General features: G+C 67.9%; 20 protein-coding genes and 4 pseudogenes. 6 read left to right on the top strand and 18 right to left on the bottom strand.

What is annotated here, in order from left to right; all coding sequences use genetic code 11:
* Positions 1-50: 50 nt before the first annotated feature.
* The 12 genes from ASG60_RS20965 to ASG60_RS20910 form a co-directional block, all read right to left on the bottom strand.
* The gene (locus tag ASG60_RS20965; RefSeq protein WP_056387649.1) at positions 51-1,106 is read right to left on the bottom strand and encodes an ABC transporter ATP-binding protein; all 1,056 of its coding nucleotides are present in this window, start codon (positions 1,104-1,106) and stop codon (positions 51-53) included.
* The gene (locus ASG60_RS20960; protein WP_056174309.1) at positions 1,103-2,023 is read right to left on the bottom strand and encodes an ABC transporter permease; all 921 of its coding nucleotides are present in this window, start codon (positions 2,021-2,023) and stop codon (positions 1,103-1,105) included. Before ASG60_RS20960 ends, ASG60_RS20965 begins: the two co-directional genes overlap by 4 nt.
* Positions 2,023-2,976, bottom strand: coding sequence for an ABC transporter permease (locus ASG60_RS20955; RefSeq protein WP_056304837.1), 954 nt, complete (start codon positions 2,974-2,976; stop codon positions 2,023-2,025). Before ASG60_RS20955 ends, ASG60_RS20960 begins: the two co-directional genes overlap by 1 nt.
* A gap of 184 nt (positions 2,977-3,160) precedes the next feature.
* The gene (locus tag ASG60_RS20950) at positions 3,161-4,711 is read right to left on the bottom strand and encodes an ABC transporter substrate-binding protein (protein WP_244473862.1); all 1,551 of its coding nucleotides are present in this window, start codon (positions 4,709-4,711) and stop codon (positions 3,161-3,163) included.
* Positions 4,712-5,075: 364 nt separating this feature from the next.
* Positions 5,076-8,165, bottom strand: a complete 3,090-nt coding sequence (locus tag ASG60_RS20945; RefSeq protein WP_056387646.1) for an efflux RND transporter permease subunit — start codon at positions 8,163-8,165, stop codon at positions 5,076-5,078.
* A gap of 81 nt (positions 8,166-8,246) precedes the next feature.
* Complete coding sequence (locus tag ASG60_RS20940; RefSeq protein WP_056387644.1) at positions 8,247-9,473, bottom strand: efflux RND transporter periplasmic adaptor subunit; 1,227 nt, start codon at positions 9,471-9,473, stop codon at positions 8,247-8,249.
* The gene (locus ASG60_RS20935) at positions 9,473-10,102 is read right to left on the bottom strand and encodes a TetR/AcrR family transcriptional regulator (RefSeq protein WP_056387640.1); all 630 of its coding nucleotides are present in this window, start codon (positions 10,100-10,102) and stop codon (positions 9,473-9,475) included. The genes ASG60_RS20940 and ASG60_RS20935 overlap by 1 nt, the downstream gene beginning before the upstream one ends.
* Positions 10,099-10,362: a hypothetical protein gene (locus tag ASG60_RS20930; protein ID WP_156398972.1), complete on the bottom strand. Its 264-nt coding sequence runs from the start codon at positions 10,360-10,362 to the stop codon at positions 10,099-10,101. The genes ASG60_RS20935 and ASG60_RS20930 overlap by 4 nt, the downstream gene beginning before the upstream one ends.
* A 108-nt stretch (positions 10,363-10,470) precedes the next feature.
* Positions 10,471-11,118, bottom strand: a complete 648-nt coding sequence (locus tag ASG60_RS20925) for a DUF938 domain-containing protein (protein ID WP_056387638.1) — start codon at positions 11,116-11,118, stop codon at positions 10,471-10,473.
* Positions 11,119-11,339: 221 nt separating this feature from the next.
* Positions 11,340-12,071 (bottom strand): esterase, encoded by a 732-nt coding sequence (locus tag ASG60_RS20920; RefSeq protein ID WP_056387636.1) that lies wholly within the window; start codon positions 12,069-12,071, stop codon positions 11,340-11,342.
* Positions 12,068-12,445, bottom strand: a complete 378-nt coding sequence (locus ASG60_RS20915; protein ID WP_056387634.1) for a nuclear transport factor 2 family protein — start codon at positions 12,443-12,445, stop codon at positions 12,068-12,070. Before ASG60_RS20915 ends, ASG60_RS20920 begins: the two co-directional genes overlap by 4 nt.
* A gap of 37 nt (positions 12,446-12,482) precedes the next feature.
* A complete protein-coding gene (locus tag ASG60_RS20910) occupies positions 12,483-12,908 on the bottom strand; it encodes an OsmC family protein (protein WP_056387709.1) in 426 nt (141 codons plus the stop codon).
* Between the two features lie 368 nt (positions 12,909-13,276).
* Between ASG60_RS20910 and ASG60_RS20905 the strand changes: the two genes are divergently transcribed.
* The 3 genes from ASG60_RS20905 to ASG60_RS20895 all read left to right on the top strand — a co-directional run bounded on the left by ASG60_RS20905 (position 13,277) and on the right by ASG60_RS20895 (position 16,441).
* Positions 13,277-13,750, top strand: coding sequence for a PAS domain S-box protein (locus tag ASG60_RS20905; RefSeq protein ID WP_056304818.1), 474 nt, complete (start codon positions 13,277-13,279; stop codon positions 13,748-13,750).
* Positions 13,751-13,850: 100 nt separating this feature from the next.
* Positions 13,851-15,101 carry a formyl-CoA transferase gene (frc, locus tag ASG60_RS20900; protein ID WP_056174328.1) on the top strand — a complete coding sequence of 417 codons (1,251 nt, stop codon included), beginning with the start codon at positions 13,851-13,853 and terminating at the stop codon, positions 15,099-15,101.
* 161 nt (positions 15,102-15,262) lie between these two features.
* Positions 15,263-16,441 (top strand): HPP family protein, encoded by a 1,179-nt coding sequence (locus ASG60_RS20895; RefSeq protein ID WP_056387627.1) that lies wholly within the window; start codon positions 15,263-15,265, stop codon positions 16,439-16,441.
* A 283-nt stretch (positions 16,442-16,724) separates the two neighbouring features.
* Here the strand turns inward: ASG60_RS20895 and ASG60_RS20890 are convergent, their stop codons facing one another.
* Complete coding sequence (locus tag ASG60_RS20890) at positions 16,725-20,453, bottom strand: vitamin B12-dependent ribonucleotide reductase (protein WP_056387624.1); 3,729 nt, start codon at positions 20,451-20,453, stop codon at positions 16,725-16,727.
* A gap of 474 nt (positions 20,454-20,927) precedes the next feature.
* On the opposite strand from ASG60_RS20890, the gene ASG60_RS20885 reads away from it, so the two are divergent.
* The 3 genes and pseudogenes from ASG60_RS20885 to ASG60_RS23665 all read left to right on the top strand — a co-directional run.
* Complete coding sequence (locus ASG60_RS20885; RefSeq protein WP_056262254.1) at positions 20,928-21,344, top strand: NADH:ubiquinone oxidoreductase subunit NDUFA12; 417 nt, start codon at positions 20,928-20,930, stop codon at positions 21,342-21,344.
* A gap of 157 nt (positions 21,345-21,501) precedes the next feature.
* Complete coding sequence (locus ASG60_RS20880) at positions 21,502-22,122, top strand: DUF2155 domain-containing protein (RefSeq protein ID WP_056174960.1); 621 nt, start codon at positions 21,502-21,504, stop codon at positions 22,120-22,122.
* A 155-nt stretch (positions 22,123-22,277) separates the two neighbouring features.
* Positions 22,278-22,406: pseudogene (locus ASG60_RS23665) on the top strand (IS481 family transposase); the annotation flags it as partial.
* A gap of 103 nt (positions 22,407-22,509) precedes the next feature.
* Here the strand turns inward: ASG60_RS23665 and ASG60_RS22300 are convergent.
* The 5 genes and pseudogenes from ASG60_RS22300 to ASG60_RS20875 form a co-directional block, all read right to left on the bottom strand.
* A pseudogene (locus ASG60_RS22300) lies at positions 22,510-22,787 on the bottom strand (IS3 family transposase); the annotation flags it as partial.
* 1 nt (position 22,788) lies between these two features.
* Positions 22,789-23,024, bottom strand: a 236-nt coding sequence (locus ASG60_RS23235; protein WP_244476735.1) for an IS3 family transposase, incomplete at its 3' end; no start/stop codon positions are given.
* Positions 22,940-23,113, bottom strand: a pseudogene (locus tag ASG60_RS23660) (IS3 family transposase); the annotation flags it as partial. The gene ASG60_RS23235 and the pseudogene ASG60_RS23660, both read right to left, overlap by 85 nt.
* Before the next feature lie 82 nt (positions 23,114-23,195).
* Positions 23,196-23,507, bottom strand: a 312-nt coding sequence (locus tag ASG60_RS23655; protein ID WP_244476734.1) for a transposase, incomplete at its 3' end; no start/stop codon positions are given.
* A gap of 67 nt (positions 23,508-23,574) precedes the next feature.
* Positions 23,575-24,197, bottom strand: a pseudogene (locus tag ASG60_RS20875) (aldehyde dehydrogenase family protein); the annotation flags it as partial.
* Positions 24,198-24,217 lie beyond the last annotated feature (20 nt).

Here is a 24,217-nt window from a genome sequence, read left to right as displayed (position 1 = left end):
GAGGGGACCCGCGCTCGATCCGGTCAGTCTTCGGTGATGAGGAGGCCGGCTCATGCGGCCACCGACAGGGTGGGGGCGGCGGAGTGGCCGGAGCCCGGCTGGCGGGCGAGGCAGGCAACGCGGTGCTGGGGATCGACGGGGGCGAGGGACGGTGGTCGCGTCCGGCACACCTCCTCCACCAGGGTGCAGCGCGGGTGGAAGCGGCAGCCCGGCGGCGGATCGATGGGGTTGGGCGGGTCGCCAGCCAGCGGCGCCACCTCGGTGCGCGCGTCCGGGTCCATGGAGGGCATCGAGGACAGGAGGGCCGCCGTGTAGGGATGGGCCGGGTCGGCCAGAACGGTGTCGGCGGGGCCGATCTCCACCACCTGACCGAGATACATCACCGCCACCCGGTCGCAGATGAAGCGCACGACGTTGAGGTCGTGGGAGATGAACAGGTAGGTGAGGGCGAATTTTTGCTTGAGATCCATGAGTAGGTTCAGCACCTGCGCCTCCACGGACTTGTCGAGGGCCGAGACCGCCTCGTCGAGGACCACGAGGCGCGGCTCCAGGGCCAGCGCGCGGGCGATGTTCACGCGCTGGCGCTGCCCTCCGGAAAGTTCGTGCGGATAGCGCGCGGCGAAGCGCGAGGGCTCCAGGCCGACGCGGGCGAGGAGCGAGCGCGCCCGCTCGATGGCCTGGCGTTTCGGCACGCCGTGCACCCGCGGCCCGAACGCCACGGAGCCCTCGATGGTCATGCGCGGGTTGAGGGAGGCGTAGCTGTCCTGGAACACCATCTGGGTCTGGGCGCGGAACTCCCGCCAGGGGAGGGCGCGCCCGCCGATGCGCTCGCCGTCGAACAGCAACTCGCCGGCATCGTGCGGCATCAGCCCCATGATGAGCCGCGCCGTCGTTGACTTGCCGCAGCCGGATTCGCCGACGATCCCGAGAGTCTCGCCCTTCAGGATGTTGAAATCGACGCCGTCGACGGCACGCACCACGGCCTTCTTGCCGCCGAGCCCCTTCTTGACGGGAAAGTGTTTCACCAGCCCGTCGATGGAGAGCAGGGGCTGGGCCGGGCCGCCCCGGTCGCGGTCGTGCGGAACGGTGCCGGTGAGGATGCTCAAGACTTCACCTCCATGGCGGACCGGAGCCCGTCCGAGAACAGGTTGAACGAGATCGACACGATGAAGATGGCGAGGCCGGGAAGGGCCGCGACCAGGGGGTTCACGTAGATCGCCGTGCGCAGGGTGTTCAGCATCAGGCCCCATTCGGGCTCCGGCGGCTTCACCCCGAGGCCGAGGAACGACAGGCCGGAAGCGAGGATCATCGACACGCTGATGAGGCTGGTGGCGTAGACGAAGATCGGCCCCAGCACGTTGCCGAGCACCTGCACCCGGAGGATCGTGAACGTCGAGGCACCCGACAGCCGGGCGGCATCGACGTAGTCGCGCGAGCGGATCTGCGTGGTCACGCTCTCGGCCACGCGGGCGATCTGGGGCACGAACACGCAGGTCAGCGAGACGATGGAGTTGAACACACCGGCCCCCAGCGCGCCCGAGAGCGCGATGGCGAGGAGCACGGACGGGAACGCGAAGAACACGTCGACGGTCCGCATCAACACGGTATTGACCCAGCCGCCGACGTAGCCGGCGAGGATCCCGATCCCCGAGCCGATGACGAAGGCCAAGATGACCGGGGTGACGCCGATGAACAGCGACAGGCGCCCGCCCATCATCAGGCGGCTCAGCATGTCGCGGCCGAGCTCGTCCGAACCGAGGATGTAGGTGGCGTCGCCGATGGGCTTGAGCCGGCGCAGCATCGAGCCGCGATACGGATCCATGGGGGTGATCCACGGCGACAGGATCGCCACGGCCACGATGGCGAGGATGATGCAGGCCGCCACCATCGCCACGGGATCGCGGACGAGCTTGTGGCCGACCTGCCCCCAGAAACCCCGCGAGGCCACGAAGGCGTCGGGGGTGGACGAGGCGGGAGAAGCCCCGCCTGCGATGTCGATGGCCGGTGCGATCGTGTGTGCCATCAGCCCCTCTCGATGCGCGGGTCGAGCGCCGTCTGCACGACGTCGACGATGAGGTTGAGGGCGACGAAGAACATCGCCAGGACGAGGATCGAGCCCTGCAGCAGGGGTAGGTCGCGCTGGAAGATCGCGGCGTTGAGGAGGAAGCCCGTGCCCGGCCAGGCGAACACCGTCTCGATGAGGATCGAACCGCCGAGCAGGTAGCCGAGCTGCAGGCCCATGATGGCCAGCGCCGTGGGGGCCGCGTTCTTGACGACGTGCCGGAACACGCCGAACTCGCTCATGCCTTTGGCCCGCAGCGCCCCGACGAAATCCTGGGCCAGGATGTCGCCCACCAGGGCCCGGACCGTGCGGGCGATGACCCCCATGGGGATCACCGACATGGTGAGGGCCGGCAGGATGATGTAGCGCAGATGCTCGAAATCGGGCCGCCAGTTGCCCGAGCCGTCCGGCCCGGCGCCGGTGGGCGGCAGCCAGCCGAGCTGGGCCGAGAACACGATCACCAGCACCATGCCGAGCCAGTAATGCGGCACGCTGACCCCGAATACCGACACGGCGGAGGCGAGGCGGTCGAGGATCGAGTTGCGGAAGTATCCGGCGACGAAGCCGAAGACCATGCCGAAGGTGAAGCCGATGAGCGTCGCAACGGAGGCGAGGATCAGGCTGTTGACCACGGCGCGACCGACCTCCTGTGCCACGGGCCGCCCGGTGGCGATGGAGATGCCGAGATCCCCCTGGAGCACGTGCCAGAGCCAGATCACGTACTGGACGGGCAGCGGCTTGTCGTAGCCGTAGGCCGCCCGCATGGCGTCGATGGTCTCCTGCGTGGCGTCCACCGGGAGTACGGCGCTCAACGGGTCGCCGGGGGCGAGGTGGACGAGGAGGAAGCACACCACGCTGACGCCCAGCGCCACGGGCGTGACGGTGAGGAGGCGCTGGAGGATGAATCTCAGCATGGGAACACCTCAGTGAGTGGGCCGTCCCGCCCGCAGCCCTCATCCTGAGGTGACCGCGAAGCGGGCCTCGAAGGATGGTTCCAACAGCCTCGACAGAGGCTGGAGGCCTCCTTCGAGGCCTCCGCTTCGCTCCGGCGCCTCAGGATGAGGTGATCGGGTGGGGGCGACATGGATGCGCCTCCGGTCACTTGCCCATGGAGATCGGCGAGAAATCCTGGAACCAGTTCTGCGCCTGGACGAAGCCCTTCACCTTCGGACTCATGGCCCGGGGATTGGTGTCGTGCGCCACCATCAGGAACAGGGCCTCGTCGACGTACTTCTCGTGGACCTTCTCCAGAACCTTGGTCTGCTCTGCCGGATCGAAGGTGGTGCGCACCGCGTCGAACAGCTTGTCCATCTCGGGGTCGCAGTAATGGCCCCAGTTGGTGCCGTTGGGCGCAGCAAGATTACATTGGAGATGGCGGATGAACCCCGTGAAGGGGTCCTGGATGAAGTACGAAAAATTCATGCCCGTGGCGTTGCGGGACATGTCCGCCTTCGCGCCGCCGCGCCACAGGTTGATGAGGGTGTTCCACTCCACCACCTCGAACTCGACCTTGATGCCGATGTCGGCGAGATTCTGCTGGATGAGTTCGTTCATCGGCAGGGGCTGCATCTGGCCCGATCCGGACGGCGCGATGAGGATCTTCGTGACGATGGGCTTCTTCGGCCCGTAGCCGGCCTCCGCCAGGAGCTTCTTGGCGGCTTCCGGATCATAGCCCGGTTTGAAGGTCGGCTTGCCGAACCAGGCCGAGCCCGGCGGCATGAAGCCCTGCGCCGGGATCATCAGGCCGTTGAGCATCTCCTTCATGCCTTCGCGGTCGACGGCGAGGTTGGCGGCCTTGCGCACGCGGATGTCGTTCCACGGCGAGCCCTCGACGCGCGACAGATGCCAGGTCCAGTTGTGCGGATAGGCGTTGGTGACGATGGAAAAGCCGGCGCCTTTCAGCGACGCCACGGCGTCGGGCGGCGGCGCCTCGATCCAATCGACCTGGCCCGAGCGGAGCGCGGCCACGCGGGCGTTGGCTTCCGGCAGGGGCACCAGCACGAGCTTGTCGAGCTTGGGCACCCGCGCCGTGTCCCAGTACGCCTTGTTCGGCACCATCTCGGCGCGCTCGCGCGGCGCGAACAACGTCATTTTCCACGGACCGGTTCCAGATGGGGCCTTGGCGAAGGCATCCCAGCTCTTGCCCAGCTTCTCCCACTGGGCCGGCGACGAGATCATGATCCAGGCGATCTGGTAGGGCAGGGTGGCGTCGGGATTCTTGGTGATCACCTCGAGGGTGGTCGGATCGACGGCGCGGTAGCCTGCCACCGCCGGGATGCGGGAGCGCCCCTGCGCGGATTGGCGCGGATCGAAGTGCGGCGCGTCTGTCTTGAGGAGCTTGTCGAGGTTCCACACCACCGATTCGGCGGTGAAGGGCGAGCCGTCGTGGAAGGTCACGCCCTCCCGCAGCTTGAACGTCCACTTGGTCTTGTCGACCGGGTCCACGGTCCAGCTCGTGGCGAGGCCCGGCGCCAGCACCGAGGGCTTCGTCGCCGAGGACAGGTCCCAGTTGATGAGGCCGTCATAGACCGTATAGCCGGTGAACCGCATACCCTCGCCGCCATTGTCGGCCTGACCGGTGGTCAGCGGAATGTCGGAGGCGGTCATCCCGATCTTGAGGACGCCCTGCGCGAGGGCCGCCGGCATCATCAGACCCGACAGCAGGGTGATCGCGAGAAGGCGTCCTTTGGCGTGGGCGGGCGTGGTCCGACGCGTCGTTGAATCGATCATGCGCACACAGGTTCCTTCGGTGGGCCGAGCCCGAACGAGAAACTGTATGCAAACTGTCGGCCAGCCCGACCGGACTGGAGAAAGGAATCCCCCCGGTCGCCGCTGACCTATCCGAACGGTCTCCTTCCGAGAATCGCAACCACCGGCGTGGTGCACCGCCGCGCTCCCGCTCCTGACAGCGGGAGGAACCCGCGCCACTCGTGCGAGGGTTCATGCCGAAGGCGAGCGGGGCGAGGAACCCCGGGAAGGCGCGTTGTTCGTTCGAGACGCGTCGTCCGTCTCCTCACACCCCGTGGGAGACGGAGCTGTCCGGGGCCTCGTCGCGGGCCCCGACGATACGGCCAAGGAGGCGGCCGAGGACGTTGCCGAGGCTGTCCATGAGCAGGAACACCGCCGGCACGAACACCAGGGACAGCAGGGTCGAGACGATCAGCCCCGAGATCACCGCCACCGCCATGGGCGCGCGGAACTCGCCGCCGACGCCGAGGGCCATGGCGGAGGGCACCATGCCGGCCGCCATGGCGAGGGTCGTCATGATGATCGGGCGGGCGCGCTTGCGGCCGGCATCGACGATGGCGGTGACCCGGTCGACGCCCCGGGCCATCTCCTCGACGGCGAAGTCCACGAGCATGATGGCGTTCTTCGTCACCAGACCCATGAGCATCAGGATGCCGATGACCACCGGCATGGAGATGGGCATGTTGAGCAGGAGCAGGCCCAGGATGGCGCCCCCGATGGAGAGCGGCAGGGAGAACAGGATGGTGAGGGGCTGCAGGAACGAGCCGAACAGCAGCACGAGGACGGCGTAGACCATCATGATTCCGGCGCCCATGGCCATGAGAAACCCCGAGAACACCTCGCCCATGATCTCGGCGTCGCCCGTCTGGCGGATGGTCACGCCGGGCGGGAGGTTCTTCGCCGTCGGGGTATCGAGGGCCTGGGCGATGAGGGAGCCCAGCGCATCCGACCTCTCCATGTTGGCCTCCACGGCGACGCGGACCACGCGGTCGTAGCGGTCGATGGCGCCCGGCCCCTGGCCGAGTTCGATGTCGGCGACGGCCGCCAGGGGCACGGCGGCGTTGTTCTTGGCCGGAACCTTGAGGGTCTCCAGGCGCGCGACGGTGCCGCGCGCGCTCTCGGGCAGTTGCACCCGGATCGGCACCTGCCGGTCGGCGGCGTTGAACTTCGCGAGGTTCAGGCCGATGTCCCCGATCGTACCCACTCGCACCGTCTCCGCGATGGCATCGGTGGAGACGCCGAGATCGGCGGCCGAGCCCTCCTTCGGGCGGATGCGGACCTCCGTGCGGTTGAGGGGCGCCGTCGACATCACCGAGACGAGGTGGGGGATCGCCGCCATGTCGCGCTGCAGCCGGGCGGCGACCTCCGAGACCACCGCCGTGTCGGGGCCGCCGACCACGAGGGCGAGATCGCGCTGGCCCGAATCGCGAAGCACCCACGAGCGGATGTCCGGCTCCTCGGCGATGAGGGCCGAAATCTCGGCCTCCACGGCGCCCTGCTTCTTCGAACGCCGGTTCTTAGGCGTCAGGTTGACGATGAAGGTCGCGAGACGCGTCTCCTTCTTGCCGCCGACCTGCCGTCCGCCGTCGACGAAGACCGAGACCACCTCCGGCAGGGCGCGGATGCGCGCCGCCACCCGGTCGGAGGCCGCGATGGTGTCAGCGAGGCGCGCGCCGGGGGCGAGTTCGACCATGAGCAAGGTGCGGGCCATGTCCTGCTTCGGCACGAACCCGGAGGGCAGCAGGCCCGTGGAGGCGAGGGAAGCGGCGAACAGGGCCAGACCGACGATCAGGGTGATGAAGCGGTGGCGCACGGACCAGCCGACGAGGCGGCCGTAGGCCCGCATCACCGGGCCCTCCGCTTCCTCCGCATGGCCATGATCGCGCAAAAAATAGGCAGCCAACATCGGCGTGATCAGACGTGCCACCAAAAGCGACATGAACACCGACACCGCGATGGTGAGGCCGAACTGGATGAAGTAGCGTCCGGCGATGCCGCCCATGAACGAGACCGGCGCGAACACCGCGATGAGGGTCGCCGTGATGGCGATGACCGCGAGGCCGATCTCGTCGGCGCCGTCGATGGCGGCGCGGTAGGGTGATTGGCCGAGCCGCATGTGCCGGACGATGTTCTCGATCTCCACGATGGCATCGTCGACGAGGATACCGGTGACCAGCGTGATGGCCAGCAGGGAGATGCCGTTGAGGGTGAACCCCATGGCGTCCATGGCCCAGAAGGTCGGGAACACCGAGAGCGGCAGGGCGACGGCCGCGATGAGCGTCGCGCGCCAGTCGCGCAGGAACAGGAACACCACGATGACGGCGAGCACCGCGCCCTCGATGAGGGTGTGCATGGCCGAATCGTAGGAGCCGATGGTGGCCGAGACCGAGGAATCGATCTGCTCGAACACGAGGTCGGGGTAGGTGGTGGCGAATTCGGCAATCTTTTTCTCCACCGCTGCCGCCACCTCGGCGTCGCTGGCGCCCGAACCGCGCGAGACCGTGAACGCCACCACGGGATTGCCGTTGAAGCGCGCGAAGGTACGCGGCTCCTCGATGGAATCCTCCACGGTGGCGAGGTCGTCGAGGCGCACCTTGCGGCCGCCCGGCAACACGATGGAGGTCGCCTTGAGGTCTCGCAGGGTGCGGGAGGCGGCAAGCGTCCGGATCGATTGCTCACGTCCGCCGACCTCGCCGCGCCCGCCCGCCATGTCGGCGGAGGTGATGCGCAGCTGCCGATTCACGTCCGCCGCCGTGATGCCCAACGCCAAGAGCCGGTCGGGCTGGAGCACCACGCGCATCTCGCGGGCGACGCCGCCGACGCGCTCGACGCCGCCGACCCCCTTCACCCCCTGGAGGGTGCGGGCGATCTTGTCCTCCACCAGCCAGGACAGGTCGGCCGGCAGCATGGCGGGGGCGGTGACGCCGTAGACTAGGATCGGCAGACCGGCGATCTCGACGCGGCTGATCACCGGCTCGTCGATGGTGCGCGGCAGGTTGATGCGGATCTTCGAGATCGCGTCCTTGACGTCGTTGACGGCCCGGTCGGTGTTCACCTCGAGGCGAAACTCGACGGTGGTGACGGACGAGCCCTCGGTGATCGACGAGGTGATGTGCTTGACCCCGCGCACGCCCGCGATGGAATCCTCGACCCACTTGGTCACCTGGGTCTGCAATTCGGAGGGCGCCGCACCCGCCTGGGTGATCGCCACGGAGACGATCGGCACGTCGACGTTGGGCATGCGCGTGACGGCGAGGCCTCGGAAGCTGACGAGGCCGAGGACGATGAGCACGAGGAACAGGACAAGGGGGCCGATGGGCTTGCGGATCGCGTAAGCCGAGATGTTCAGGCGCATCGGTCAGGGTGCTTCTGCGAGAGAATACGGCATGCGTTCAGGCAGGTTCGTGGTCGCAGGCCGGATCGAGGTATTGCGACCCTACGGAACGCCGGCCTCGGCGGTGGCCAGCGGCGAAGGCGTCGCCGCCACGAGGGCAGCCGGGCCGGCGACCGCGATGGGGCGCACGCGGTCGCCGTCTCGCAGGAAGGAGCCGGCGCGGGCGACCACCTGCTCGCCCTCTGCGAGGCCCTGGCGGACCTCGATGCTGTCGTCGTCGGACAGGCCGGTGCGGACCAGGCGGGACTCGACCCGGTCGCCCGTCACGACCAGCACGGTACTGCGCCGATCGGCGCCGTAAAGGATGGAGGCCTGGGGCACGGTGACGTCGCGGGTGCGGGCGAGTTCGACGCCGCCGCGCGCGAAGGTGCCGATGCGCAGGCGCGAGTCGGCGTCGAGGCGCACCCGAACCTTGCCGAGCCGGCTCGCCTTGTCGACCTCCGGGTAGATGGCGCGCACGCTGCCCTCCACCCGCTCGCCGTCGCCGAGTACGATCCAGGCGGGCTTGCCCTCTCGGATCTGCGGCAGCCTGGTCTCGATGACCTCGCCCTCGAGCTCGATCTCGCCACGGGCGATGAGGCGGAACAGGGGCTCGGCCGTCCCCGAGGCCGCCATGCCGACGCGGGCCGTACGACGGCTGACGATGCCGGCCTCCGGGGCACGGATTTCCGTTCGGGCAAGGCGCAGCTCGAGCTCGTCGCGCACGGCCTGCGCCTGGGCGAGTTCGGCCTTGGCGATGATGAGGCCGTTGCGGGCGAACGCGAGCTTGCCCTCCGCCTGGCGCAGCACGGAGGTGCGGCCTTCCAGGATCACGGCGGTGCCGTTGCCCGTCTGGAGCAATTGGCGGGCGCGGTCGTGAGACAGGCGTGCCTCCGTCTCGGCGGCTTCGGCCTGCTCGATGGTGCTCTGGGCCTGGGGCACGGAGGCCGCCGCCTTGTCGATGAGCGCCTTCTGCTGGGCGAGTTGCCGGTCGATGAGGTCGCGGGACAGGCGTGCCAGGACCTGGCCGCGCTCGACCCGCATGCCTTCCTCCGCGAGCACTTCGGTGATGCGGGTGCCGTCGATCTCCGGCGTCACCAGGATTTCGTCGCGCGGGACCAGAGTTCCGGTGACCGTCACGGTCTCGACGATCTCGCGACGCTGGGCCTCGACCACACTGACGGCGGGGAGGGGCGGGGCCTTCACGGGGGCCACGTCGGCGGATGCCGGGCCGGCAGCGGACAACGACAGGAGGACGGCGCCGAGGGTCCGTGCGCGCAACGGGATCATCAGGTCGGCTCCGAGGGGGATGGGGCAGGGAGGCGGCCGGCAAGACCGGCCTCGATGGTGGCCCGGAGATGCGCCGCCGCAGCGGCCGTATCGAAGCCCGGGATCAGGGCCCGGCTGACGACGAGCCCCTTCATCAGGGGATCGAGGATTGCGTAGACCGCGTGCGGATCGCAGGCCGGGTCAGTGGCCAGCGCCGCAAGGGTTTCGATGAACCAGTCGCGGGCCTCGGCGTCGGCGCTCTTCGTCATGGCGGCGATGGCCGGGTTGCGCGTCGCTTCCGACCAGATGTCGAGGCGCAGCACCGCCGCTTCGCGCGTGACTCGCTCGAAATACTGCGTGATGACGCCCAGGAAGGCCGCGCGCCGGTCGCCCGCCCGCTCCAGGTTCTCCACCAGGACGACGCCGCGCTCGCGCTCGCGCTCGGCCCACCCGAGGATCAACGCCTCCTTGGATTCGAAGTAGCGGTAGAAGTTGCCCGGGCTCATGGCCGCCTCGCGGGCCAAGTCCTGCATGGTGGTACGGTGGAAGCCGTTGCGCACGAAGCAGGCTTCCGCCGCGTCGAGGATGTGCTCGCGCCGCGCCGCCTGACCGCTCCTCGCGTCGATGACGGTGCCGAGGGCCGCGCTCACGAGGCCGTCCCGGAGGACTGAACCATGGCGCAGGCGCGGGGCTGAAGGTCGAGGTCGGCGCAGACACGGGCCTGCCAGCTGTCCGGCCCGGCGCCGGTCCAGCCGATGAGGGCGAGCCAGCCAAAGGCCAGGGTGCCCATCACCACGAGGTTCGCCGGGGTGAAGACCGCGCGGAGGAGCGCCACGGGGCGCCCGGCGGACGGGGCCTCGGTCTCCACGGCGTCGAATTCCGGCCAGCGGCCACGATGGGGAAGGACCATCACCAACTCCTGCTTGTCCCATCTGTATAATGAACGTTCATTCTCACGTCAATGAACGTTCATTCTCCATCGAGGGCGGGGGTGCGATCCGGCACGCATCCAGGCGCTTCATCGCGCCGGATCAGCCTTGCGAAACACCACGAACAGGTTGTCGGCCGGCATGGCGACATGCTGGGAGAGGGCGAGGCCGTGGGCTTCGGCAGCACGGGTCACGGCCGAAAGGTCGCGCAGCCCCCAGGCCGGATCGCGGGCGCGCAGGTCTGCGTCGAAGGCGGCGTTGCTGTCCGCGAGCCGTACTCCGTGCTCTCGGAACGGACCGTACAGGACCAGTACCCCGCCCGGCGGCAGCAAGCGGACGGCGCCGGCCATCAACCCTGGCGTCGCGGCCCAGGGTGCGATGTGAATCATATTGATGCACACGATGGCATCGGCGCGGGGTATCGGCCAATGCGGCATGGACACGTCGAGGTCCAGCGGAGGACGGAGATTGGCGTATGCCGCCGCGCGGGTGTGGGCGACGATGCTGCGCCGTGCCACCGGGTCCGGATCGCTCGGCTGCCAGATCAGATGGGGAAACGTCGCCGCCCAGTGGAGGGCATGCTCACCCGTGCCGCTCGCCACTTCCAGCACGGTGCCGAAGCGCGGCAGAACGCTAGCCAAAGCCGCGCCGATGGGCTCCCGGTTGCGTGGGACCGCTGGCGCATACAGTGCTTCGTCATCCGACATCGCCAAACCTCCCATGACGCCGCCGATCATGCGCGTCTGGTCTCAGCATCGCCTGACACCGCTGCTGAAATGAATCTCCTATTTGAAATGATATAACAGTCGAGCTAGAAGTCGTATGTTCTACGTTGGCGTTCTGCCGTCCCGACCCGGCTCCCTTCCCGAGCCGCTCGATGCCGTCGCACCAGCCGACCTCGCCGGCCTACGGGCGGAGGAGGCCGTTTCACGGTTGCGGTCCTGACGAGCCTAGCAGCTCAAGTTTCCACCGTTGCGCGAAGGAAAGCCACCGCCTGGGCAACGACCTCCGGCTGGTGGGCGTGCGGGCCGTCATACTCGACCGCCGTCACGGCGTAGCCGGCGGCACGCAGGCGTGCGACGTGGACGCGGGCGCTGCGGTCGATGGGGATCTGTTCGTCGCGTGTGCCGTGGGAGACGAATATCCGGGGCGCACCGACCTGCAGGTGTACGGATAGGAACCCGGCCGAGGATGCGACGACGTGGGTGACCACGTCGCCGTTGGCGAGGCCGAGGGACAGGGCGTAGCTTCCGCCGTCGGAATGCCCCGCGAAGACGAGCCGCGCCGGATCGAGGGGAAACCGCGCCGCCACCGCCGCCAGGGCCACGGACAGGCGCTCCCGATCCGGGCCGTGGCCGCCGATCACGAGATCCCAGGTCGGGAACAGCGATTGGGGTGCCAGCAGCAGGAACCCCTCCGCCGCAGCATGGGCCTCAAGCATCGGCAGGATCCGCTCCGCGCTGCCGCCGCCGCCGTGGAACAGCACCACCAACGGCACGGGTCGGCCGGGCGCCAACCCCTCGGGCACCACTAGAACAGCGTCACGATTGTCGAACAGGCCGAGGGCATGCCGGCCGGGCGGCAGGGGCGTCGTCGTCGGCAGGCGATGGGCGAAGCCGAGTCGCCCTGTGAGCTCCGGCGCGAGGACGACGGCGTCGGATTCCGTCGGACCGGCGAGGGTCCGGGTCACGCGGCGTCCGCCGGGGTGAGGGGTTTGATCTTGAGCTGGTCGATCACCCAGAGCCAGCCGCCATCGGCCTGCAAGCGCGCCGTCTCCACGGAGATCTGCCCATTGGGCAGGCGCGCGAAGGTCATGGCGAGGTCGCCGTTGCGCAGAGCCGGCAGGGCCTCGACGGTCGGAAAGTTCGATTTGCGCGCAAGCAGGTCGGCGTAGAACGTCCGGATCTCGGCATGGCCCGTGGCCACGACGGCGCCGGCCGCCACGACGGCCTCCGGTTCGTAGAGGGCGACCAGACCCTCGACATCACCCGCATTGGCGCGGGCATGGAAGAGGCGGGCAAGGTCTTCGGGTGCCTCGGCGCGTGAGCGGTCGGTCTCGGGCATCGCTGATGTTTCCCTTCGCTGTGATCTCGATTCGGTGTCAGCGCAGGCGCCGCCCGGTGCCGTCCGCGACGGTCACCGCCACGGGAATCCCGGCCTCGACGCTCTGCGATACGGTGCAGAAGCGCTCGAACTGCTCCAGCACCCGGTCGAGGCGCGGCATAGCCTCGGCCGATGTGCCCAGCGCGATGGCGACCTCGATTCCGCCGATCCGAAGGCGCCCTTCGGCGTTTCGCACGATCCGGCAATGGGCATCCGCCGCCACGCCGCCCGCCTCCTGGCGGAACTTGCCGAGGGCGAACACCATGGAGGCGCACAGGCAGTTCGAGACCGCCGCCACGAGGAGCTGTTCCGGGCAAGGACCGAACCCCTCACCGGCGGGGGGCGCCTCGTCGACGGACAGGACCGCGGCGAGGCCGCCGAAATCCACGGTGAAGCGATAGGCCGCGTCCTGGGTGATCCGAATGCCTGGACCACGGCCGGCCGCCGCGTCGACGGCGGCCGAACCCGCTGACGCTGCCGGACCGAGCGGCGCTTTGGCGCCCGCGGGTGCAGGAGAGCAGGACAGCTCCTCCGAGGCGGGCAGGATGGTCGGTTGACAGTCCGAAATGCTTGGCATACCAAATACCAACAACGGGCGGACAGAAAAAGCAAGTCCTCGTCATGCCCAGGAGACTGTCGTTGCGGCTCTCGTTGCCGTCGATGTCGAATCAAAGCCCGGAGGAACCGATCATGCGCGTGACGATCCCTCGACGCCACTTCGTTCCGTCCTTGCTGCACTTGCGAACGTCTGTGGTGCTGTGCAGCGAAGACACCCTGAGCACGCGCTGAACGATGGCCGATCCCGGTGGAGCCCCCGCACAGGCGTTCGACGTCCTCGGTCTGGTGGAAGCCATCGGCGATGCCGTGGTGGTGTCCGATCCGTCGGGCGCCATCGTGGTCTGGAACGCGGCCGCCACGCGCATCTTCGGCCACACGGCCGCCGAGGCGATGGGCCAGTCCCTCGATCTCATCACCCCGGAGCGCCAGCGCCGGCGCCATTGGGACGGCTACTTCGAGACCATGCGGACCGGCATCACCAAGTACGGCGCCGACGTTCTGCGGGTTCCGGCGATCCACAAGGATGGCCATGCCCTCTCCATCGCCTTCACGGTGGGGCTGTTGCACCGCCCCGACGGCGCGGTGACGGGCATCGCCGCCATCATCCGCGACGAGACGCGGCGCTGGACCGAGGAGCGCGACCTGCGCCGCCGCGTCGCCGAACTGGAATCCCGTGTCCTGCCCCAGGGCGCGGTGGAGACGGCCTGACCGGGCCACAAGCCGCCAAGGCCAACACCAGACCCGTAGCAAAGCGGGCCTCTCAAGAGACCAGCGTGTCCGTCACCGACCGATCAGGGAGAACGCCACCATGAGCAAGCCGCTCGAGGGTATCAAGATCATCGACTTCACCCACGTCCAGGCCGGACCCGCCTGCACGCAATTGCTCGCCTGGTTCGGCGCCGACGTGATCAAGGTCGAGCGGCCGGGCTCCGGCGACGTGACCCGCACGCAGTTACGCCACGTCGAGGATGCCGACGCCCTCTACTTCACCATGCTGAATTCGAACAAGCGTTCGCTCACCCTCGACACCAAGACGCCCGAGGGCAAGGAAGTCCTGGAGACGCTGATCCGGCAGTCGGACGTGATGGTCGAGAATTTCGGCCCCGGTGCCCTCGATCGCATGGGCTTTTCCTGGGCGCGCATTCAGGAGCTGAACCCGGGCATGATCCTCGCCTCGGTGAAGGGCTTCTCGGACGGTCACCATTACGAAGACCTCAAGGTCTACGAGAACGTGGCGCAGTGCGCCGGGGGTGCTGCCTCCACCACGGGCTTCTGGGATGGGCCGCCCACCGTCAGCGCCGCCGCGCTCGGCGATTCCAACACCGGCATGCACCTCGCCATCGGCATCCTCACGGCGCTCCACCACAAGAACAAGACCGGCACCGGCCAGAAGGTCGCCGTGTCGATGCAGGATTCGGTGCTCAACCTCTGCCGGGTGAAGCTGCGCGACCAGCAGCGCCTCGATGCCCTGGGCTACCTCGAGGAATACCCGCAATATCCCCACGGCGAATTCACCGACGTGGTGCCGCGCGGCGGCAACGCCGGCGGCGGCGGCCAGCCCGGCTGGGTGCTCAAGTGCAAGGGCTGGGAGACCGACCCCAACGCCTACATCTACTTCACCATCCAGGGTCATGCCTGGGCGCCGATCTGCAAGGCCATCGGCAAGGAGGAGTGGATCGATGATCCGGCCTACAACACCGCCCGCGCCCGCCAGGACAAGATTTTCGACGTGTTCGCGGTCATCGAGGCCTGGCTCGCCGACAAGACCAAGTTCGAGGCCGTCGACATCCTGCGCAAGTTCGATATCCCGTGCTCGCCAGTCCTGTCGATGAAGGAACTGTCCGTCGATCCGTCGCTCCGCGCCAGCGGCACCGTCGTCGAGGTGCAGCACCCGAAGCTCGGCTCGTACCTGACCGTCGGCAGCCCGATCAAGTTCTCGGACATGAGTGTCGACATCAAGGCCTCGCCGCTGCTCGGCGAGCACACCGACGAAGTGCTGCTCGACCTCGGCTACACCCAGCAGCAGATCGAGCACCTGCATCAGGCTCGCGCCGTCTAGGATCGGCCTCCGCCTGACAACCAATCGGCGCGCCCCGGGGCGCGCCGTGCGCGTCGTGATCACACCGGTCACGCTCGGCCCCGATTGCCGCACCACGCTCTCCCGCTACGAATCGGTCGGCAGCCTTCCGCCTAAATAGAACGCCGAGGCCCGCTCCGACGATGCGACTGTTCCTGCGTCAGCTCCTGCCGGACACTCCGCCGCCGAGCCGGCGCGAGCGCCTGCGTGCGGCGGCAGGTGCCCTCGTCGGCATCCTGGTCACGGGGCTGATCGCCCGCCTCGCCCTGGGAGCCGACGCGGTGCTTCCGGTGCTCATCGCCCCCATGGGCGCTTCGGCGGTTCTGCTCTTCGCCGTCCCGGCGAGCCCGCTCGCCCAACCCTGGTCGATCCTCGGCGGCAACGGCGTCGCGGCCCTCGTCGGCGTCACGGCCGCGGCCGCGATCCCGGATGCCCTCGCGGCGGCGTCGGTGGCGATCGGCACTGCCATCGCCCTGATGACGACCCTGCGCTGCCTTCACCCGCCGAGCGGCGCCGTCGCCCTCACGGCGGTACTCGGCGGCCCGGCCATCCACGACCTCGGCTACGGTTTCGTCCTATGGCCCGTGGGCGCCAATTCGGTCGCGATCCTCGCCGTCGCGATCGTGTTCAACAACCTCACCGGACGGGCCTATCCGCACCGGGCCGCCCCCGGGCACGGCACCGCCGATCCAGCGCCGTCCACCCGGAGCGTCACCCACGCAGACCTGGACGCGGTCCTGGCCGCGTATGATGGCGTCTTGGATGTGGCACGCGACGACCTCGCGGCGATCCTGGGGCGAGTTCAGCTCGAAGGGTATCGGAGGCGTGCCGCCGGCCCGATCACCTGCGCGGCCATCATGTCCCGCAACGTCATCGCCGTGGCGCCGCAAGCGCCCCTGCACGAAGCTCTCGGCCTCCTGCGCCACCACCGCGTCAAAGCGCTGCCGGTGACCGACGAAGGTGCTCGCATCCTCGGGATCGTCACGCAGACGGACCTCCTCGACAAGACCGTGTGGGAGCGGCCCGGCCCGCGCCTCGGGGTCGCACGGCGCCTCGCACTCACCCTGGCCCGTGGCCGCGCCCCGCACGGCAGCGTCGAGGACATCATGACCAGCCCCGTCCGGTCCGTCCGCGCCGACACGCCTATCGCCGACCTCGTGCCGTGGATGTCCGATGACGGCCTATCACACCTGCCGGTCGTCGGTCCGGACGATCGGCTCGTCGGCATCGTCTCCCAGGCCGACCTCGTGGCCGAACTGCTGGCGGAGGCCGTGGGCGTACGCGACCGGGCTGCGACCGCATCCGAACCTGCCCTCACGTGAGAGCTGAGCGCTGAAGGCATCGCACGCCTCCCTCAGACGCCGATCCCCTGAATCACACCCGAACCACACCGCCTACCCCAAACGATCGAACCCGAGAGGGCACTGTTCCGATATTGGTCTCGGCGGTGTTTGGACTCACACGTTTCCCATTCAGGCCGTCCGACCCGGACGGCCTGCCTTGTCATGGTTGCAGCGGACACACATCGCTCACCGTCGCTGACACCGTTCCTGGTAACGCGGACGAACATCGATTCCTTCCGCACCAGTCATGTCCGTCATGACGTCACGAGCAACCCGTGGTCGAGCCGCACGTGTCGCATTTGAGGCAGGTTCCGTTTCGCACGAGGGTGAAGTTCGCGCATTCGGGGCAGGCCTCGCCGACATAACCCTTCATTTTCGCCTCCGCGCGGCGGTCGGAGACCGTACGCTCGGGTTTGGCGAAGGGTAGTGCCTCGACCAACGTCTCTGCGATGCCGGCCGGGATCGGTTCGGACTTCAACGCCGTGGCACCGCGCATTGCATGGACTACGCCGCCTGCCGGAGTTGTGACGCCGGCCGAGGACGCTCCCACCCCGACCGCGCCGCCGGCCGGACCGCCCTGGATCAGGGTGAGCCGATCGGCCGATCCACGCAGGAGGCCACGGGAGACCACGTTGGCCGCGACGGCGTCGGGCTTGTCGCCGCGCGCACCCTCGCCCTCGCCCTTGCCCATGACCGTGTTGCCGATCTCGGACGGGTCGACATGGGCGAGATCCATGCGGCCGAGATACGAGATGGCGAGCTCGCGGAAGACGTAGTCGAGGATCGAAGTGGCGTTCTTGATGGCGTCGTTGCCCTGCACGAAGCCCGCCGGCTCGAATCGGGTGAAGGTGAAGGCGTCGACGTATTCTTCCATGGGCACGCCGTACTGGAGGCCGATGGAGATCGCGATGGCGAAATTGTTCATCAACGAGCGGAAGGCGGCGCCCTCCTTGTGCATGTCGATGAAGATCTCGCCGATGCGGCCGTCATGATACTCGCCAGTGCGCAGATAGACCTTGTGGCCGCCGACCACCGCCTTCTGGGTGTAGCCCTTGCGACGGTCGGGCAGCTTTTCGCGCGACCGGATGCGCTCGACGCGCTCGATGACCCGCTCGACGATCTTCTCCGCGAGCTGCGCGGCCTTCGCCGTAGCCGGCTGGGCGACGAGCGCTTCGATCACCTCCTCGGCATCCTCCTCCTCGTCGGCGATGAGCGCCGAGTTCAGGGGCTGGGACAGCTTGGAACCGTCGCGGTAGAGGGCGTTGGCCTTCAGGGCTAGGGTCCAGGACAGCTTGTACGCGTTCTTGCAATCCTCGACGGTGGCGTCGTTCGGCATGTTGATGGTCTTGGAGATGGCGCCCGAGATGAAGGGCTGCGCCGCCGCCATCATGCGGATGTGGCTCTCCACGGAGAGGTAGCGCTTGCCGATGCGGCCGCACGGGTTGGCGCAATCGAACACCGCGTAGTGCTCGACCTTGAGGAACGGGGCGCCCTCCAGGGTCATGGCACCGCAGATATGGGTGTTGGCCGCCTCGATGTCCTTCTTCGAATAGCCAAGGAACGGCAGGATCTCGAAGGTCGGGTCGGAAAGCTTATCAGCCGGGACCTCGAGCACGTCCGTGAGGAAAGCGTCGCCCAGCGTCCAACGGTTGAACACGAACTTGATGTCGAAGGCCTGCTTCAGCCCCGCCTCTATGGCCGAGAGCTTCTCGTCGGTGAAGCCCTTGGCGCGCAAGCTGCCCGGGTTGATGGCCGGGGCCTGGCCCATGGAGCCGTGGCCGACGGCGTAGGCCTCGATCTCGGCAATCTCGGATTCGCGGTAGCCCAGGGTCCGCAAGGCGTCCGGCACGGCGCGGTTGATGATCTTGAAGTAGCCGCCGCCGGCGAGCTTCTTGAACTTCACGAGGGCGAAGTCGGGCTCGATGCCCGTCGTGTCGCAATCCATGACGAGGCCGATGGTGCCGGTGGGCGCGATCACCGTCGCCTGCGCGTTCCGATACCCATGCTCCTCGCCGAGCTTGAGGGCGCGGTCCCAGGCGTGGCGGGCACGCTCCGCAAGATCGGCTTGGGGGATGTTGGCGAGATCCAGGGGCACCGGGGCGATCGACAGGAACTCGTAGCCCTCGGCCTCGCCGTAGGCGGCGCGGCGATGGTTGCGGATCACCTTGAGCATGGCGTCGGCGTTCTCCTCGTAGGCCGGGAAGGCCCCGAGTTCGCCGGCCATCTCGGCCGAGGTCGCGTAGGATACACCCGTCATGATCGCGGTAAGCGACCCGGCGAGCGCCCGGCCCTTATCAGAGTCGTAGGGCAGGCCCATGCTCATCAGCAGGCCGCCGATATTGGCGTAGCCCAAACCCAGCGTCCGATAGCGGAACGAGAGCTCGGCGATTTCCTTCGAGGGGAACTGCGCCATCATCACGGAGATCTCGAGGACCACCGTCCAGAGGCGGTTGAGATGCTCGAAGGCGGCAACGTCGAAGTGGTTCGTGGCGCGGTCGTACATCGTCAGCAGGTTGGCCGAGGCCAGGTTGCAGGCGGTGTCGTCGAGGAACATGTACTCCGAGCACGGGTTCGAGGCGCGGATGCGCCCGCCCGCCGGGCAGGTGTGCCAGTCGTTCATGGTGGTGTTGAAGTGCAGGCCTGGGTCGGCGGAGGCCCAGGCGGCTTCGCCGATCTTGTCCCACAGCTCACGCGCCGGCAGGGTTTTCGTGGTCTTTCCCGTCGTGCGGGCCTTCAACTCCCAAGGGGCATCCGCTTCAACCGCGCGCAAAAAGTCGTCGGTGAGGGAGACGGAGTTGTTCGAGTTCTGGCCGGCCACCGTGAGGTAGGCCTCCGAGTCCCAATCGGTGTCGTAGACGGGGAACTCGATCTTGGTGAAGCCTTGGCGGGCGAACTGGATCACCCGCTTGGTGTAGGAATCCGGCACCATGTCCTTGCGGGCGGCCTTCACGGCCTTCTTCAGGACCGGGTTGCGCTCGGGATCGAAGCAGGCGTCGCCCTCGGCCTCGCACTGGGTGCAGGCCTTCATGACCGCGGTGAGGTGCTTGGAGACGATCTTGGAGCCGGTCACCAAGGCGGCGACCTTCTGCTCCTCCTTCACCTTCCAGTCGATGTAGGTCTCGATATCCGGGTGGTCGATGTCGACGATGACCATCTTGGCCGCGCGCCGCGTGGTGCCGCCGGACTTGATGGCGCCGGCCGCCCGGTCGCCGATCTTCAGGAACGACATCAGGCCCGACGACTTGCCGCCGCCGCCGAGCTTCTCGTTCTCGCCGCGCAGCATGGAGAAGTTCGAGCCGGTGCCGGAGCCGTACTTGAACAAGCGGGCTTCGCGGACCCACAGGTCCATGATCCCGCCCTCGTTGACGAGGTCGTCCTGCACGCCCTGGATGAAGCAGGCGTGCGGCTGCGGATGCTCGTAAGACGAGGCCGATTTCGTCAGCTCACCGGTGCGATAATCGACATAATAGTGGCCCTGGGCCGGGCCATCGATACCGTAGGCCCAGTGCAGACCCGTATTGAACCATTGCGGGGAATTCGGCGCCACCATCTGGCGGGCGAGCATGAAGCGCAGCTCGTCGAGGAACGCGGAGGCGTCATCTTCGCTTGTGAAGTAGCCGCCCTTCCAGCCCCAATAGGTCCAGCAGCCGGCGAGGCGATCGAAGACCTGCGTCGACGACACTTCCGAGACGTAGCGCTCGGCCTCGGGCACCTCGGCGAGTGCCGCCTCGTCGGCCACGGAACGCCACAGGAACGACGGAACGCCGTTCTCCTCGACCTTTTTCAGGCGAACCGGGACGCCGGCCTTGCGGAAGTACTTCTGGGCGAGCACGTCGCTGGCGACCTGGCTCCAGCTCTCGGGCACCTCGATGCCCTCCAGACGGAACACCACCGAGCCGTCCGGATTCCGGATCTCGCTCAGGGTCTTGCGGAAGGGAATCGTGGCGTACGGGGATTGCCCGGCCGTGGTGAGGCGCCGCTCGAACCGCATGAAACCTGTCTCCCGCCAAGCGCGCGATGGCGCCAGGGCTGTGATGCTGGGCTGGCGAGGACAAGCGACCGCGAACGCCCGCGCCACGCTGTTCAAACCAGACAAAATCGATGAACCGCCGAGGGACCGGATCGCTTCGGCGACATCCGAAAGCTAGCGCGTCGAGGACCCTCACGTCAACAACTTGTGTGCGTCGGCTATGTTCCTGACTAGATGTTGTGTCCGCACCCTAAATCCTGTGGATATCCGCGGCTTTCGGATAAGTGCTCTTTGGCGCTCGCGGAATCGCCGCGAGGATTCTGATGGCGCACAGGTTGGGACGAGCCGGGCCGGGCATACGCAATGGTTAACGCCGCCGGGGTGTGACAATCCGGGCGCAGGCGGGTACCCCGACTGGACTTGGGGGCAGCGCCTCACCATAGTCCCGCGCGAATGACGGACCGGCGGCCCCCAAGGCCCTTTCAGGCGAACGCGATGGCTCTCAAGGACACGCTCCTGCGGATTTTCACCTGGTGGAACGGGCAGACCATGTCGCTTGCCCTCTACACGGCACGCAAAGGGCAGTTCGTCGGCACGGACGAAGGCGGCAACACCTATTACCGGGCGCTTGGGCCCCTCATCGACCGGTCGGTGGGGCCGGAGCGGCGCTGGGTGGTCTATAACGGCTACGCCGACGCCTCGAAGGTGCCCCCCGGCTGGCGCTCGTGGCTGTGCCACAACGCCGACGTGCCGCCGAGCGAGGAGGCCTACACTCCGCGCGAATGGCAGAAGCCGCATGTCGAGAACCTCACGGGGACGCTCGGCGCCTACCGCCCGAAGGGCTCGCAACTTAGCACCGGCCAGCGCCCTCCGGCCACCGGTGATTACGCACCCTGGAATCCGGGCGCGTGAGCTTCGGGCCGGACACGGCCCTTTTTCCACCAATGTTGCACGCTTAACCGCGGGTCGCGTCGTCATCGCCTCGTGGCGCGCCGTCACAAGGGAGCGAGCCGTGAGCCGCAGCACCGCACGCGTTTCGCGATCCGGCCTCCTCGCCGCGCTCTTCGCCATTCCGGCCCTGACCTTCTCCGCGCTCCCGGCCGGGGCCGACAAGATCAAGAATCCGACGGCGGTGTTTTCCGGCCTCGACAAGATCACCGGCCGCATCGTGTCGTTCGAGGTGGCGGTGGACGAGACCGTGCAGTTCGGCGCGCTCCAGCTCACCCCGCGCGTCTGCTACAGCCGGCCGCCGACGGAAAGCCCGAAGACCACGGGCTTCCTTGAGGTCGACGAGGTCACCCTCGACAGCAAGTACCGCCGCATCTTCACCGGCTGGATGTTCGCGGCGAGCCCCGGCCTGCACGCCATCGAGCACCCGATCTACGACGTCTGGCTCGTGGATTGTAAGGGCGGCTCCGACGTGATCGCCGAGGCGAAGGAGCAGGAGGATACGCCAGTTCTGGCGTCGAAACCTGAAAAATCCCGGCGCCAGCGCGGTGGTCAGGACGCGACGCGGACGGCCCAGCAGGTCAACCCCAACGGTCAGGTGGACGTCGAAGCGCCGCGCGGCGTGCCGGTCCAGCCGAAGCAGAAGCCCTCGCGAAAGTTCTTCCCATCGAACGAAGGCCCGGCACCGGCCCCCCCGTCGCCGCCACCGCCACAGAACCTGTTCGACGCACTGTTCCGGTAGGGTGAGACGGAATGGCGTGAGGGGCCACCCCCTCCCACCGGAGCGCTAACGCTGCATCCTATTCGAACGGGCGGACAGCTCACTGCGTGCAGTTCGGAAGGTCTTTGATCCCGCGATTTGGCGATACGGTCGAGCACCCTATCGCGAGGGATAGGCTGTGGGGGCGGGTTTTCCATGGAAGCGCCACCGCCACGGCGGCAGTCCGCTGCGCGATTCAGACACGTGCAGAGAGCGTAAGGGCGCTGGCGCGGCGCAAAGACGTCTGCCCGATGACGGTGCTGCGCGGCGCAAACGGACGAGCACAGCCCTCGCGGCGCCAGTGATCCTCCCCCGTTTCGACGGACGTGGGTTTATCTCGCGTTCCGCTCGGCCTGCTCGGGTGTGGTCGGTGATGTCCGCCAGCCAAACCGTGTTGGGCAGGGCAGCCGATAAGAGCTGCTTCAGGAGGTCGGGTGCGACCGGCAGATCGTGACGGCTGTCGGTCGTGCAGGGCCGGAACCGACGCCCAGCCAAGGCCCGGATGCCTTGGCGGCGCATGAGGCGCTCCACGCGTCCGCGACTGGCTGTTCGGCCCTCCGCGCGCAAGGCCGCGTGCACCCGAGGTGAGCCGTAGCGCCTATGATGCTCGGCCCAGACAAGAACAGGCTCCGGCACGAGATTAATCTNATGCCTTGGCGGCGCATGAGGCGCTCCACGCGTCCGCGACTGGCTGTTCGGCCCTCCGCGCGCAAGGCCGCGTGCACCCGAGGTGAGCCGTAGCGCCTATGATGCTCGGCATGGATCCGCCGGACGTCGTCGAGGAGTTGACGGTTCGACGTTGACGGTTCGACACCGACCGGGCATTCTCGGGGCGTGACCGCCAGCCGTAGTCGCCGCTGGGGGGGACTTCGAGCACGCGGCACATGAGTCGCACCGGCCAGGTGCTCGCATGCTGCTCGATGAGGGCAAACGTCACTTGGGCATCTGCGCGAAGATGCCGATCGCTTTTTTTAGGACGTCGCGCTCCATGCGCGTCCGGTCGAGTTCACGCCGCAGACGGGCGATCTCAGCGGCTTGGTCGGAGGGGGACGCCNGAAGATGCCGATCGCTTTTTTTAGGACGTCGCGCTCCATGCGCGTCCGGTCGAGTTCACGCCGCAGACGGGCGATCTCAGCGGCTTGGTCGGAGGGGGACGCCACCGGGCTCGCAGGCGCGGCTCCCGGTGACCCTGCTATCCGCGGTGGTGGGGAGCCACCCATCAGCGCCGAGCGCCACGGCCTCAGCATCGAGGGTTGGGTCCCGAACTCGGCTGCGATCTGCATCTGCGGCCGGCCGCTGCTGTCCAGCAGGGCCACCGCCGCGCGTTTGAAGTCGGGGGTGAACTCGCGTCTCGTCTTGGCCCTCAAACACCTTCCCGGCCCGCAAGGAGCGTATCAAAGGTGTCCGTGAACGCGGGGGAGGATCAAACTCGGTCTCCTTGTCGCCGTGGACGACGGAGAACACACCGTCCGGCAAGCCCGCCTCCTTGAGCCAGGCGGCGACCAGGAGTGCCGGTGAGGGATCGCGCTCGGAGGGCTTCAGCACGAAGCAATTGCCGCAGGCGAGCGCGCCGGGAACATCCACATCGGTACCATGACGGGGAAGTTGAACGGGGTGATGCCGGCGACCACGCCGAGGGGCTGGCGCAGGGAATGACTGTCGACGCGGGTGCCGACATTCTCCGTCACTTCGCCCTAGAGGAGCTGTGGCGCTGCGGTGGCGAACTCGACCACTTCGAGCCCGCGCTGGATCTCGCCCTTGGCGTCGGACAACACCTTGCCGTGCTCTGCGGTGATGAGGGCCGCGAGCTCGTCGATGCGCTCCTCGGCGATGCGCAGGAATGCGTTGAGGATGCGCGCCCGGCGAAGCGGCGTGGTATGGGCCCAGTCGCGGGCGACCGCCTTCGCGGCCGCCACCGCATCGTTCACATCCGCCGCGTCGGCCAGCGCGACCCGGCCGGTCTCCTCGCCGGTGGCGGGATTGTAGACGGGGGCGGTTCGCGTACCGGTGCCGGGAACGGTCCGGCCGCCGACGAAGCGGTGGATTGCGGTGGGCATGGCTGTCTGGTGTCCTGTTT

The organism is Methylobacterium sp. Leaf469 (genome assembly GCF_001424745.1).
GTDB lineage: Bacteria > Pseudomonadota > Alphaproteobacteria > Rhizobiales > Beijerinckiaceae > Methylobacterium.
This window is presented reverse-complemented; position numbering and strand designations above follow the sequence as displayed.

Excerpts from the sequence above, each read along its gene's own strand:
- ASG60_RS20960 (WP_056174309.1), bottom strand. The coding sequence starts at position 2,023 with ATGGCACACACGATCGCACCGGCCATCGACATCGCAGGCGGGGCTTCT.
- ASG60_RS20955 (WP_056304837.1), bottom strand. The coding sequence starts at position 2,976 with ATGCTGAGATTCATCCTCCAGCGCCTCCTCACCGTCACGCCCGTGGCG.
- ASG60_RS20950 (WP_244473862.1), bottom strand. The coding sequence starts at position 4,711 with ATGATGCCGGCGGCCCTCGCGCAGGGCGTCCTCAAGATCGGGATGACC.
- ASG60_RS20945 (WP_056387646.1), bottom strand. The coding sequence starts at position 8,165 with ATGCGCCTGAACATCTCGGCTTACGCGATCCGCAAGCCCATCGGCCCC.
- ASG60_RS20940 (WP_056387644.1), bottom strand. The coding sequence starts at position 9,473 with ATGATCCCGTTGCGCGCACGGACCCTCGGCGCCGTCCTCCTGTCGTTG.
- ASG60_RS20930 (WP_156398972.1), bottom strand. The coding sequence starts at position 10,362 with ATGGTCCTTCCCCATCGTGGCCGCTGGCCGGAATTCGACGCCGTGGAG.
- ASG60_RS20925 (WP_056387638.1), bottom strand. The coding sequence starts at position 11,118 with ATGATCGGCGGCGTCATGGGAGGTTTGGCGATGTCGGATGACGAAGCA.
- ASG60_RS20915 (WP_056387634.1), bottom strand. The coding sequence starts at position 12,445 with ATGCCCGAGACCGACCGCTCACGCGCCGAGGCACCCGAAGACCTTGCC.
- ASG60_RS20905 (WP_056304818.1), top strand. The coding sequence starts at position 13,277 with ATGGCCGATCCCGGTGGAGCCCCCGCACAGGCGTTCGACGTCCTCGGT.
- frc (WP_056174328.1), top strand. The coding sequence starts at position 13,851 with ATGAGCAAGCCGCTCGAGGGTATCAAGATCATCGACTTCACCCACGTC.
- ASG60_RS20895 (WP_056387627.1), top strand. The coding sequence starts at position 15,263 with ATGCGACTGTTCCTGCGTCAGCTCCTGCCGGACACTCCGCCGCCGAGC.
- ASG60_RS20890 (WP_056387624.1), bottom strand. The coding sequence starts at position 20,453 with ATGCGGTTCGAGCGGCGCCTCACCACGGCCGGGCAATCCCCGTACGCC.
- ASG60_RS20885 (WP_056262254.1), top strand. The coding sequence starts at position 20,928 with ATGGCTCTCAAGGACACGCTCCTGCGGATTTTCACCTGGTGGAACGGG.